This window comes from Ruegeria sp. BE3, assembly GCF_056538865.1.
Genome location: NZ_JBQFTW010000007.1, coordinates 1 through 12,313, shown reverse-complemented (window position 1 = coordinate 12,313; position 12,313 = coordinate 1). Strand labels below are relative to the sequence as shown.

Genomic DNA, 12,313 nt, shown 5'->3' with positions numbered 1-12,313 from the left:
AAAACCCTGTTATGCTGCGGCGAAATCGGAACGGCCGTATCCTTGCAGATAAAGCAGCGCCGTCAGATCGCCGTGATTGACCCTGACATCGCATTCGGCCGCAACCGAGGGCTTGGCATGCAGCGCCACACCGGTCCCTGCCCGGCCCAGCATGCCCAAATCGTTGGCCCCGTCACCCACGGCAATCACATCGCTTTCAGCAATGCCCAAACGGGTCGAGATCTGCTCTAACGCCTCAATCTTGGCTTGCCGTCCCAAAATGGGTCGTTGTACATCACCGGTCAGCTTGCCGTCTTCGGCCAGCAAAGTGTTGGCCCGATTCTCATCAAAGCCCAACTGCGCAGCAACGCGTGCGGTGAAAGCCGTAAATCCGCCCGATACCAATGCGGCATAGGCCCCGTTCACCCGCATCGTCGCCAACAGCACTTTGCCGCCGGGCATCAGCGTGATCCGTTCGTTCAGCACCTTGGAGATAACGCTTTCGTCCAGCCCTTTCAGCAAGCCCACACGCTCGGTCAGCGCGCCTTCGAAGTCCAGCTCACCATTCATCGCGCGCGCCGTGATGTCCTTGACCCGTTCACCGACGCCTGCTTCATCGGCCAATTCGTCGATGCACTCTTGCTGGATCATCGTGCTGTCCATATCGGCCAGCAACATTTTCTTGCGGCGCCCTTCTGATGGCTGAACCACCAGATCTACGCCGACCTGCTGAAGATCCGCCCAGACATCCCATCGGTTATCCGGCATCTCGGGCATGGAAAACTCGGCCGCCTCATCGGGGCTCAGCCAGATAGCATCGCCCCCGCCCCAGGCATTGCGCAGAGACTCGACCAAAGCCTGTTCGAGCGTCGGCGCATTCGGATTGGTCAGCAGGGTGGCTACGTACATATTCGATCTCCGGCAAGTTCCCCTGCGAGATATCGCAGGGGTCGATGTTTCGCCAGAGACAGTTTGACCTAACCCAGAATACCCGGCAGACGCAGCCCATGTTCCCGTGCGCAATCTTTCGCGATCTCGTACCCTGCATCCGCGTGCCGCCACACGCCTGAGGCGGGGTCGTTCCACAGTACCCGCTCCAGCCGCCGCGCGGCATCGTCAGTACCATCGGCGCAGATCACCACACCGGCGTGCTGGCTGAAGCCCATTCCCACACCGCCGCCATGGTGCAGCGACACCCATGTCGCGCCACTGGCAGTATTGATCAGAGCATTCAGCAACGGCCAATCCGACACCGCATCCGAGCCATCAAGCATGGCCTCAGTTTCACGGTTGGGGCTGGCGACCGAACCCGAATCCAGATGATCGCGCCCAATGACAACCGGTGCTTTCAACTCTCCATTGGCGACCATTTCGTTGAAAGCGAGCCCAGCACGATGCCGATCCCCCAGCCCGATCCAGCAAATACGCGCAGGTAGACCCTGAAACGCGATGCGTTCCTGCGCCATGTCCAGCCAGCGATGCAGATGCTCATTTTCGGGAAACAGCTCCTTCATCTTGGCGTCGGTTTTATAGATATCCTCGGGGTCGCCTGACAGCGCACACCAGCGGAACGGGCCAATGCCTTTACAAAAGAGCGGGCGGATATAGGCGGGGACAAAACCGGGGAAGGCGAAGGCATTCTCAAGCCCCTCGTCCTGCGCCACCTGGCGAATGTTGTTGCCGTAATCCAGCGTCGGAACGCCCGCGTTCCAGAAATCGACCATCGCCGCCACATGCTGCTTCATCGAAGCGCGCGCGGCTTTTTCCACCGATTTAGGGTTTGTTTCGCGCTTCTCGCGCCACTGCGCCATAGACCACCCTAAAGGCAGATAGCCGTTGATCGGGTCATGGGCGCTGGTCTGATCGGTGACGATATCCGGGCGCATGCCGCCCTCGGACATACGACGGTAGATTTCAGGGAAGACCTCAGCGGCATTCCCCAACAGGCCAACAGATTTCGCCTCACCCGCCTTGGTCCAGCGGTCGATCATCTCAAGCGCTTCGTCCAGCGTTTCGGCTTTTTCGTCGAGGTACTTGGTGCGCAAACGGAAATCGATACTGTCCGGGTTGCACTCGACCGCCAGACAGCACGCCCCCGCAAACACTGCAGCCAGCGGCTGCGCGCCACCCATGCCGCCGAGCCCCCCGGTTAGAATCCACTTACCGGTCAGATCGCCGTCGTAGTGCTGACGGCCAGCTTCGGCAAAGGTTTCATAAGTGCCCTGAACGATGCCCTGCGTGCCGATGTAAATCCACGAACCAGCGGTCATCTGGCCGTACATCATCAGGCCCTTCTTATCGAGCTCGTTGAAATGATCCCAGGTTGCCCAATGCGGCACGAGGTTGGAATTCGCAATCAGCACACGCGGCGCGTCCTTATGTGTACGGATGATGGCGATGGGCTTACCGGACTGAACGATCAGGGTTTCGTCCTCCTCCAGATCCTTCAAACCGGCCACAATAGTATCGAAATCCTTCCATGTCCGCGCCGCGCGTCCGATGCCGCCATAGACCACCAGCTCATGCGGGTTTTCGGCTACATCGGGGTGCAGGTTGTTCATCAACATCCGCAACGGTGCCTCGGTCACCCAGCTTTTGGCGTTCAGCTCAGGGCCGGTCGGGGGGAAAACATCACGGGTGTTCTTGCGAGGGTCGGTCATGGCGTTAGCTCCAATGCAGTGTCTTGGATGGCGTCCAGAATGTCGTATAGCCAGCGGCGCAGACGTGTCGCCTTATTGTCGTCAAAGGCCCAAGGTGCAGCTTCCGAGGTCAGATAGGTCGATTGGGCAAGTTCCATCTGAATCGCATGCATCCCTTCGGCAGGGCGGCCATAATGGCGGGTGGTCCACCCCCCTCGGAAGCGGCCATTCAAGACCGTGCTAAAGGGTGAAGACGCAGCAAATTCGTTCGTAATAGACTCGATTTCAGGCGCGCAGGTTACGCCGCCATCCGTGCCGATATTCAGATCGGGCAAGGTGCCTTCGAACAGAAAGGGAATTCGGCTGCGGATCGAATGGCAGTCGAACAGGATCGCAAAACCATGCTTGGCTTTGACCCGCTGCAACTCTTCCTCCAACGCCGCGTGATATGGCGCATGATAGGCTTGGCGGCGCGCTTCGATCTCATCCGCAGATGGCTCTTGCCCATCTTTCCAGATCGGCTGCCCGTCAAAGTCGGTCAAAGGCACCAGAGTTGTTGTATTTTGACCGGGATACAGGGACACGCCCAACGGGTCGCGGTTGCAGTCGATCACATAGCGATGAACATGCGATTGCACCACGGTCGCATTCTGCAATAGCCCATCATAGAGCCTGTTTATGTGCCAATCCGTATCTTTCAGGGACAGCCCGTTTGCATTCAGCCGCTCAGCAACTTCTGGTGGCACATAGGTTCCGCCATGTGGTTGGCCCAGAACAATGGGGCCATCCCCCCTTTGAACCTCAAACACCTGCATCAGACCAATCCCGGCATCGACACTTCGGACGCCTGCAGAACGGCCCCATCGGCGATCAGGGTACGCACCTGCTCCAGTTCAGGCGCGAGATAGCGATCCTCGGCCAGCGACGGGATATCGGCCCGCAAACGGCTGATCACACGCTGCAGCGGCGCGCTGGTTTGCAGAGGTGCGCGGAATTCAACGCCTTGTGCAGCGCAGAGCAGCTCGATCCCAAGAATATAGTTCAGGTTCTCGACCATCCGCGCCAATCGCCGCGCGCCATGGGCGGCCATCGAGACGTGGTCCTCCTGATTGGCCGAGGTGGGCGTACTGTCGGTCACGCACGGATTGGCCAGATGTTTGTTCTCGCTCATCAGTGCGGCGGCGGTGACTTCGGCAATCATCAGGCCCGAGTTCAGGCCCGGTTGCGGGGTAAGGAACGGCGGCAGATCGAAGCTGAGCGCCGGGTCTACCATCAGGGCAATGCGACGCTGGGCAATCGCTCCGATCTCGGACAGGGCCAGCGCGATCATGTCGGCGGCGAACCCTACCGGCTCGGCATGGAAATTCCCGCCCGAGACAATCGCCTCGGGGTCAGTCAATACCAATGGGTTGTCTGTGGCCGCATTCGCCTCGATCACCAGCGTCGACGCGGCCTGCCGGATCACATCCATGGCCGCACCCGTCACCTGCGGCTGGCAGCGGATGCAGTATGGGTCCTGCACGCGTGTATCGCCGTCACGATGGCTTTCGCGGATTTCCGACCCGTCTAGCGCCGCGCGCATGGCAGCGGCGGCCTCAATCTGGCCCCGATGACCGCGCAGGGCGTGGATTTCCGGCTGCAAAGGCGCAGTCGACCCCATGATCGCATCGGTTGAGGCCGCTGATACCACCAAAGCATTCTGCGCCGCGCGCCAGCCTTCGAACAGGCCAGCCAGCGCATAAGCGGTCGAAAACTGGGTGCCGTTGATAAAGGCCAACCCTTCCTTGGGTCCTAACTGAATCGACTCTAACCCAACGGATTTGAGCGCTTCGGCCCCCTGCAGAACCACGCCGTTCACCTCGGCCTCACCTTCACCGATCACGACCGCCGTCATGTGCGCCAATGGGGCCAGATCGCCGGATGCCCCGACCGAACCCTGTGCCGGAATCACAGGCGTGACGCCGCGCGCCAGCATCTGCTGCAGCAGCTCGATCAAGTCCCAGCGTACGCCAGATGCGCCGCGCCCAAACGAGAGCAGTTTGAGCGACATCATGAGCCGCGCCAGCCGGCGCGGTACGGACGGACCAACACCGCAGCAATGGCTGAGGATCAGATTACGCTGCAGGGTCGAGGTATCCTCGGCCGCGATCTTGTGGCTGGCCAGCTTGCCGAACCCGGTGTTCACTCCGTAAACCGGGTCAGACCCTTGCGCCGCCTGCGCGATGCGCGCCGCTGCGGCCTCGGCTTTGGGTCGGCATGAGGCATCCAGCAAGATCGGAACCTCGGACCAATAAATTTCCTCAAGCTGAGCCAGCGAAACCTGACCCGGAACGAGGGATAAGGGCGTCATTGCAGACCTCCGAATATGCGAGTGTGCAGAGGATTGAAGCCGATACGATAGGACAGTTCAGCAGGATGCGTAACATCCCAGACCGCCAGATCGGGGCGCAGCCCGGCGGTGATCACACCGGTATCGTTCAGACCCAGGGCGCGCGCAGCGTTGCAAGTCACGCCTGCAAGTGCCTCTTGTGGCGTAAGGCGGAACAGGGTGCATCCCATGTTCATCGTCAACAGCAGCGATGTCAGCGGCGATGAGCCAGGGTTGCAATCGGTGGCCAGCACCATCGGAACACCCTGTTCGCGCAACGCCTCGATCGGGGGCAGTTGGGTTTCATGCAGCGTATAGAAGGCCCCGGGCAGCAGAACCGCAGCCGTGCCCGCCTGCGCCATGGCCGCAACCCCTTCGGCATCGAGGTATTCGATGTGATCGGCAGACATGGCACCGTATGAGGCCGCCAGCTTGGCACCACCCAGGTTGGACAACTGCTCGGCATGCAGCTTGACCGGCAAGCCCAGCTCTCTCGCGACCTGGAAAACGCGCTCGATCTGTGCCGGGTTAAAGGCAATGCCCTCACAGAACCCATCGACCGCATCTACCAAACCTTCGGCATGGGCCGCGCGCAGGGTCGGAATACAGATCTCTTCGATATAGGCATCACCACGCCCGGCATATTCGGGCGGGATCGCATGCGCCCCGAGAAAGCTGGTCTGAACGCGAACAGGCCGTTCCTGCGCAATCCCTCGCGCAGCGCGCAGCATGCGCAGTTCAGTGTCGGTATCAAGCCCATAGCCGGACTTGACCTCGATACAAGACACGCCCTCGGCCAGCAGGGCGTCCACACGCGGCAGAGCGCCTGCGAGCAAGGCCCCTTCCGACGCAGCGCGGGTGGCGTTGACCGTCGATAGAATACCGCCCCCTGCACGCGCGACTTCTTCGTAGGTTGCACCGTTCAAACGCATCTCGAACTCAGCGGCGCGATTGCCACCAAAGACCACGTGTGTGTGGGCATCGATCAAAGCCGGTGTGATCAGGCGGTCACCAAAATCGGTGCAGGACAGGTCAGCGTAAGATTGCGGGAGCTCGGACCACGACCCAACCCAGACAATACGATCCCCTTCAACGACCGCCGCACCATCTTCGATCAATCCATAAGGATGCCCGGCTTGCATGGTGGCAATGTGCTTGCTGCGAAGAATGGTTTTTTTCGTCATGGCGATTCTTTTGGGCTCCCCCTGCGCTTGGTTTTTTCGTATACGTGTATTAATGTAAAGTCTACACAAACTGGAAATGCCATGACGGTTCATGCTAAGACCGCCTTGTTAGGCTCGGATTGGGTGCGCGATCTGCGGGTCGAAATCACCGACGGGCGGATAACCTCGCTTGAACCGCAGAGCGTGGCACAACCCAACGACACCCGTGTCGACGTTCTGCTGCCTGCGCTGGGAAACCTGCACAGCCACGCATTTCAGCGTGCCATGGCCGGAATGACCGAAGTACGCGCTGCCGGGCGTGAAAGCTTCTGGACATGGCGCACCCTGATGTATCGCTTTCTGGATCGTCTGACGCCTAAGCAGATCGAAGCCATCGCTGCGCTCGTCTTCATGGAGATGCAGGAGGCCGGTTATGCCTCGGTCGGAGAGTTCCACTATGTCCATCATCAACCGGGCGGCGCGCCCTATGCGCAGCTGACCGAGCTGAGCCAGCGTATATTCGCAGCCGCCGACCAGACCGGGATCGGTCTGACGCATCTGCCCGTCCTCTACACCTATGGCGGGGTCCGGCAGGAGGCATTGGTCGGAGGCCAGCTGCGGTTTGGTAATGATGTTAATCAGTTTCTACGTCTGGTGGATGAATGCCGATCCACCCTGCCCCATATGGACAGCCACATTGGCATCGCGCCGCATTCCCTGCGGGCAACAACGCCGGATGATCTGAAAAATGTGCTGGCACAGACACCTCAGGGCCCGGTTCACATCCATATCTCGGAACAGGTGCAAGAGGTTACCGATGTCGAGGCCGCGCTCGGCCAGCGCCCGGTTGCATGGTTGTTGGACAATGTCGAGGTCAACGCACGCTGGTGCCTCATTCACGCCACCCACATGACTGATGCTGAGACGAGCGCGCTCGCACGCTCGGGGGCGGTCGCCGGGTTGTGCCCGATTACCGAGGCCAATCTGGGTGACGGCATTTTCAACGGCGCGGTCTATATCGAAAATGGCGGCGCGTTTGGTGTCGGATCAGACTCTAATGTGCGCATTTCGCTCCCCGAGGAGCTTCGGACATTGGAATACTCTCAGCGGCTGCGCGACAAGGCGCGTACTGTGCTTGTCCCAGGCGAAGGCTCAGTGGGACATGGGCTCTATACTGGCGCGGCACGCGGTGGTGCGCAGGCCCTTGGCCGCCAGGCAGGCGAGATCGCTGTCGGTAAGCTGGCCGACATAGTGGCGATCGACCGGGCCCACCCGACCTTGTGTACCTTGCGCGATGACCAGTTGTTCGATGGCTTGTGTTTCGCGGCACCCGATGGCACCGTAACTGATCTGTGGTCTGCAGGGCGTCATCAGGTGCGCGCCGGTCGACATATCGCCCGTGACGCCATCCTGGGCGCCTATCACAGCGCGATGACCGATCTGTTGGCTGACATTTGATTCATATCCCGATAACCAGATTAGACATGACTCAAAGCAGCGACACCACCAGCTATAAGGACATCAAGGAAACCGTCCTGCGCCGCATTCGTTCGGGCGAATGGCAGCCGGACACGTTGCTGCCCAATGAACAGGCGCTTGCGATCGAATTTTCGTGCACTCGCACGACCGTAAACCGCGCGCTGCGCGAGCTGGCAGACGAAGGCTATCTGGAACGTCGCCGCAAAGCTGGAACCCGAGTCCTGAGCGCACCGCAGAGGCAGGCGCGCTTTACCATTCCGCTGATCCGGGATGAGGTCGAAGCGATGGGCGGCACCTATCGCTATGCACTGGTCTCATCGGGGGCACAAATGGCCCCCGATTGGCTGAGCGCCCGGTTGGCGCTGCAACCCAAACAAAGCGTGATGCATGTCCGCTGCATGCATTACTCCGGCAATACCCCGTTTCAGTTCGAGGACCGCTGGATCGTGATCGAGAGTGTCCCGAAGGTGGAACAAGCCGATTTCAGCAAAATCGGACCCAATGACTGGTTGGTGCAAACCGTGCCCTTCACAAATGTCGAACTGACCTTTCTGGCCAGCCGCGCCGATCCTACGATCGCCGGTTTCCTCGACGTGCCGGAAGGAGAGCCGGTCTTTACCGCCGAGCGCATCACATGGCTGCAGGGTCACCCCGTCACCTTTGCCAAGATGTATTTTTCTGCCGGGTATCGAATGACCACGCAATTCTGACCCCAAGCCGTGTCATATCTGCCTCAGGAAGCGCGAAGAGCTGGCACCTAAGGCTTCAGCAATACACGCCCCTTATCCGTCAGTTCCCAGCACATGTCGCCTTCAAACACAGTGACGCCAACCGGGCGGCCATAGCCCGCACCACTGTCCAGATTGATCCGATGGCCATAATGCGTCACCCGATCTACCGGGGTATGTCCATGCACGATCAGTTTCGGATGCGGTCCGGGATGTGCATGGAATGCCTGCCTGATCCAGACCAAATCGCTTTCTTGCTGGGCATTCAGCGGCACACCGGGCCGAATTCCGGCATGCACGAAGGCCAGATCCGGTGTCTGGTGCATCATCACCAAACCGCGCAGAAAAAGTCGATGAGCGTCCGGCACGACACCCATCGCCATCGCGTGCACATCCTCTAGCCGCGTTTGCAGCTCAAAGACCACGTCGTAGCTGCGCAGAGTCTCAATCCCCCCCAAACGATCATGGAGCCAGTGGTAGCCGACCAGCAAATGTGGATCGTGGCGCGGGATATCCTCAAGGAACCAGGCAAACATCCGGTCATGATTTCCAAGCAGTGTGATCCAGCGCTTGCCCGCATCACGCCCTGCAATCAACCGATCCAGAACGCCCCGGCTGTCCGGCCCCCGATCTACATAATCGCCCAGAAAAACAACCTCCGCCTCCGGGCCACCATCGCTCTCGATCAGAGACACCGCACGTTCGAATTCGTCGACACGCCCGTGAAGATCACCGATAGCATAAATTGGGTTGGTCATCTCTTTCCCCTTAGGCCGGTGCAGCTGCAGCCGTTCTGCCGCAAAATCAGCGCGTTGAAAAGAGGATGCCCGCGCCGGAACCGGCACGGGCGTCCATAGTTATCATAAACGAGCCGCCGGTATCAAACGACGTCAAATTCCAACGGTTTGATCTGAGTGAACAGGCCGGTCTCAGCCAATTTTGCACGCGCCTCTGCCGGAACGGGCTCATCCACATACAGGAGCGCAATGGCCTCGCCCCCAGCCTCGGACCGGCCAAGAGTAAAGTTGGCAATGTTCACGTCGTTCTCGCCCATCGTCTGACCCAGCGCACCGATGATACCCGGCACGTCCTCGTTAGTGGTGTACAGCATATGCGCCCCGATCTCGGCATCGATATTGATGCCCTTGATCTGGATGAAGCGTGGCTTGCCATCACTGAACACGGTGCCGCCGATCGAGCGCTCTCGCTTCTCGGTGACGACCGTCACCTTGATATAACCCTCGAACGCGCCGGATTTGTCCTGATTTGTGGTCGAAATCTGGATACCCCGCTCTTTTGCGACGACTGGGGCAGAAACCATGTTCACCTCGGGGTTGAACTTTTTCATGATCCCCGCGACGACCGCGCAGTTCAGCGCGGCCAGATTCATCTCGGCGGCCACACCGTCGTAGAGTATGTTGATCGCCTTGATCGGTTCGTCTGTCATCTGACCGATGAAACTACCCAGATGCCCGGCAAGCTTGATCCAGGGGCCCATGACTTTGGCCTCTTCGGCCGTCACGCTGGGCATGTTGAGCGCGTTTTCCACCGCACCGGTCAGCAGATAGTTCGAAATCTGCTCGGCCACCTGCAGCGCCACGTTCTCCTGCGCTTCGGTCGTCGCAGCACCCAGATGCGGTGTGCAGACCACGTTGGGCAAGTTGAACAACGCGTTTTCTTTCGCGGGTTCTTCGCTGAACACGTCAAAGGCCGCACCGGCGACATGACCGGATTGCAACGCCTCGGCCAGCGCATCCTCATCGACCAGACCACCACGCGCACAGTTGATGATGCGCACACCTTTCTTGGTCTTTGCGAGGTTCTCACGGCTCAGGATGTTGCGAGTCTGATCGGTCAGCGGCACGTGCAGGGTGATGAAATCGGCCCGAGCCAGCAACTCGTCCAGATCGACCTTCTCCACGCCCATCTGTGCGGCTTTCTCTTCGCCCAGATAGGGGTCATAGGCGATGACCTTCATCTTCAGACCCAAGGCGCGTTCGCAAACGATTCCGCCAATATTGCCCGCTCCAATTACACCGAGAGTCTTGTTGGTCAGCTCGATGCCCATGAACTTAGACTTCTCCCACTTGCCAGCATGGGTCGAAGTGCTGGCCTCGGGGATTTGCCGTGCCACTGCAAACATCATCGCAATCGCATGCTCGGCGGTGGTGATCATGTTGCCGAAAGGTGTGTTCATCACGATCACACCTTTTTTCGACGCAGCCTCTTTATCGATATTGTCAGTACCGATCCCGGCACGGCCGATGACTTTCAGTTTTTCGGCCTGCTCCAGAATGGTTGGTGTAACCTTGGTAGCCGAACGGATGGCAAGGCCGTCATACTGACCGATCACCTCGGCCAATTTATCCTTGTCCTTGCCCAGATCGGGCATGAAATCCACGTCAATGCCGCGATCACGGAAGATTTGCACAGCCGTTTCGCTGAGCTTGTCAGATACGAGTACTTTGGGGGCCATTTCTCTGGTCCTTGAATTATATGGAAGGTCCGGGCCACAGGCGGGCCCAGAATTTTCGTCGAAAATTCTTGTCAGGCAGCTGCCGACTGCGCTGCGATCTCGGCCTCAAAAGCCCAGGCCAACCAGGGCAGCATCGCCTCGATATCCGAGGTTTCAACCGTACCACCGCACCAGATACGCAGGCCCGCAGGCGCGTCGCGATAGGCGCCGATATCCAGCGCGATGTTCTCGGTTTCCAGTCGTTTCGCCACAGCTTTTGCGAATACAGCACCGTCTTGAATGCGTGCGTCCGTGAATTTCAGACAGACCGAAGTATTCGACTGAGTCGCCGCATCTTCAGCCAGATTGGCAATCCAGTCGTTTTGGTCGCAGAACGCGTGCACCGCACCGGCATTGGCATCAGCACGCGCGATCAGCCCTTGCAGCCCACCAACCGAACGCGCCCAGTCCAGCGCGAACAGGTAGTCCTCAACTGCCAGCATCGAGGGCGTGTTGATCGTCGCGCCGGTGAAAATACCATCAATCAACTTGCCGCCTTTGGTCAGGCGGAAGATCTTCGGCAGCGGCCAAGCGGGCGTATAGTTCTCAAGCCGTTCAACCGCGCGGGGGCTCAGGATCAGCATCCCGTGGGCCGCTTCGCCACCCAGCACCTTCTGCCAGCTGAAAGTTGTCACATCCAGCTTGTCCCAAGGCAAATCCATCGCAAAGGCCGCCGAAGTTGCATCGCAGATGGTCAGCCCCTGACGGTCATCAGCGATCCAATCGCCATTGGGAACCCGCACGCCCGAGGTCGTGCCGTTCCACGTAAACACCACATCATTGGCGAAATCGACCGAAGCCAGATCGACGATCTGACCGTAATCTGCGGTTTTCACCTCGGCATCGATCTTCAACTGTTTGACTACGTCAGTGACCCATCCGGATCCGAAACTCTCCCAAGCCAGCATCTCAACCTTGCGTTCGCCCAGAAGCGACCACAGGGCCATCTCAACCGCGCCAGTGTCCGAGGCGGGAACGATGCCGACCTTGTAGTCCGCCGGAATGCCCAGAACCTCACGCGTGCCTTCGATGGCCGCTTTCAGCTTGTCCTTGCCTACAGCCGCGCGGTGCGAACGACCCAATGCAGCATCGGCCAGTTTCGACAGATCAAATGTGGGGGGTTTGGCACAGGGGCCCGAGGAAAAACGCGGATTTGCCGGCCGCGTCGCCGGTTGTTCGATAGTCATCTGTATTACCCTTCCAGATACACGCCCCTCGTTGGGGAGGGGTGTCCCACGCACAGGCGTATGGGGCGCTCGCACCTGCAGCAAGCGAAAAAGACGCTTCGCTGGGTAAAAACGACACGCAAAAGGGGTTCAAATCAGAACATCGGTTTCCGATTGGCGAAAAACCCCGCCGATTTTGGCGGGGTTTTGTTGTATTATTCTGCGGCTTCTTCGTATTCTGACATGGGGGGGCATGTGCAGATGAGGTTTCTGTCG

General features: G+C 59.3%; 10 protein-coding genes. 2 read left to right on the top strand and 8 right to left on the bottom strand.

Annotated features, from left to right (window positions below; translation table 11 throughout):
* Window positions 1-9: 9 nt before the first annotated feature.
* The 5 genes from serB to hutI all read right to left on the bottom strand — a co-directional run bounded on the left by serB (window position 10) and on the right by hutI (window position 6,170).
* Complete coding sequence (gene serB, locus ACR0AZ_RS15460; RefSeq protein ID WP_480471659.1) at window positions 10-888, bottom strand: phosphoserine phosphatase SerB; 879 nt, start codon at window positions 886-888, stop codon at window positions 10-12.
* A 68-nt stretch (window positions 889-956) separates the two neighbouring features.
* A complete protein-coding gene (hutU, locus tag ACR0AZ_RS15455; RefSeq protein WP_480667813.1) occupies window positions 957-2,639 on the bottom strand; it encodes a urocanate hydratase in 1,683 nt (560 codons plus the stop codon).
* Complete coding sequence (gene hutG / locus ACR0AZ_RS15450) at window positions 2,636-3,433, bottom strand: N-formylglutamate deformylase (RefSeq protein ID WP_480471657.1); 798 nt, start codon at window positions 3,431-3,433, stop codon at window positions 2,636-2,638. The genes hutU and hutG overlap by 4 nt, the downstream gene beginning before the upstream one ends.
* Window positions 3,433-4,968, bottom strand: a complete 1,536-nt coding sequence (gene hutH, locus ACR0AZ_RS15445; RefSeq protein ID WP_480471656.1) for a histidine ammonia-lyase — start codon at window positions 4,966-4,968, stop codon at window positions 3,433-3,435. The genes hutG and hutH overlap by 1 nt, the downstream gene beginning before the upstream one ends.
* Complete coding sequence (gene hutI, locus ACR0AZ_RS15440; protein WP_480471655.1) at window positions 4,965-6,170, bottom strand: imidazolonepropionase; 1,206 nt, start codon at window positions 6,168-6,170, stop codon at window positions 4,965-4,967. The genes hutH and hutI overlap by 4 nt, the downstream gene beginning before the upstream one ends.
* A gap of 81 nt (window positions 6,171-6,251) precedes the next feature.
* Between hutI and ACR0AZ_RS15435 the strand changes: the two genes are divergently transcribed.
* Complete coding sequence (locus tag ACR0AZ_RS15435; RefSeq protein ID WP_480667812.1) at window positions 6,252-7,607, top strand: formimidoylglutamate deiminase; 1,356 nt, start codon at window positions 6,252-6,254, stop codon at window positions 7,605-7,607.
* A 26-nt stretch (window positions 7,608-7,633) separates the two neighbouring features.
* A complete protein-coding gene (locus ACR0AZ_RS15430) occupies window positions 7,634-8,338 on the top strand; it encodes a GntR family transcriptional regulator (RefSeq protein WP_480667811.1) in 705 nt (234 codons plus the stop codon).
* A gap of 47 nt (window positions 8,339-8,385) precedes the next feature.
* Here ACR0AZ_RS15430 and ACR0AZ_RS15425 read toward each other — a convergent pair whose 3' ends face one another.
* The 3 genes from ACR0AZ_RS15425 to ACR0AZ_RS15415 form a co-directional block, all read right to left on the bottom strand.
* A complete protein-coding gene (locus ACR0AZ_RS15425; protein WP_480667810.1) occupies window positions 8,386-9,114 on the bottom strand; it encodes a metallophosphoesterase in 729 nt (242 codons plus the stop codon).
* Window positions 9,115-9,236: 122 nt separating this feature from the next.
* Window positions 9,237-10,832 carry a phosphoglycerate dehydrogenase gene (gene serA, locus ACR0AZ_RS15420; RefSeq protein WP_480471651.1) on the bottom strand — a complete coding sequence of 532 codons (1,596 nt, stop codon included), beginning with the start codon at window positions 10,830-10,832 and terminating at the stop codon, window positions 9,237-9,239.
* A 71-nt stretch (window positions 10,833-10,903) separates the two neighbouring features.
* Window positions 10,904-12,058 (bottom strand): phosphoserine transaminase, encoded by a 1,155-nt coding sequence (locus ACR0AZ_RS15415; RefSeq protein WP_480471650.1) that lies wholly within the window; start codon window positions 12,056-12,058, stop codon window positions 10,904-10,906.
* Between the last annotated feature and the right edge of the window lie 255 nt (window positions 12,059-12,313).

Bases quoted from the DNA above. Each gene is read 5' to 3' on its own strand.
- serB (WP_480471659.1), bottom strand. From the start codon at position 888: ATGTACGTAGCCACCCTGCTGACCAATCCGAATGCGCCGACGCTCGAA.
- hutU (WP_480667813.1), bottom strand. From the start codon at position 2,639: ATGACCGACCCTCGCAAGAACACCCGTGATGTTTTCCCCCCGACCGGC.
- hutG (WP_480471657.1), bottom strand. From the start codon at position 3,433: ATGCAGGTGTTTGAGGTTCAAAGGGGGGATGGCCCCATTGTTCTGGGC.
- hutH (WP_480471656.1), bottom strand. From the start codon at position 4,968: ATGACGCCCTTATCCCTCGTTCCGGGTCAGGTTTCGCTGGCTCAGCTT.
- hutI (WP_480471655.1), bottom strand. From the start codon at position 6,170: ATGACGAAAAAAACCATTCTTCGCAGCAAGCACATTGCCACCATGCAA.
- ACR0AZ_RS15435 (WP_480667812.1), top strand. From the start codon at position 6,252: ATGACGGTTCATGCTAAGACCGCCTTGTTAGGCTCGGATTGGGTGCGC.
- ACR0AZ_RS15430 (WP_480667811.1), top strand. From the start codon at position 7,634: ATGACTCAAAGCAGCGACACCACCAGCTATAAGGACATCAAGGAAACC.
- ACR0AZ_RS15425 (WP_480667810.1), bottom strand. From the start codon at position 9,114: ATGACCAACCCAATTTATGCTATCGGTGATCTTCACGGGCGTGTCGAC.
- serA (WP_480471651.1), bottom strand. From the start codon at position 10,832: ATGGCCCCCAAAGTACTCGTATCTGACAAGCTCAGCGAAACGGCTGTG.
- ACR0AZ_RS15415 (WP_480471650.1), bottom strand. From the start codon at position 12,058: ATGACTATCGAACAACCGGCGACGCGGCCGGCAAATCCGCGTTTTTCC.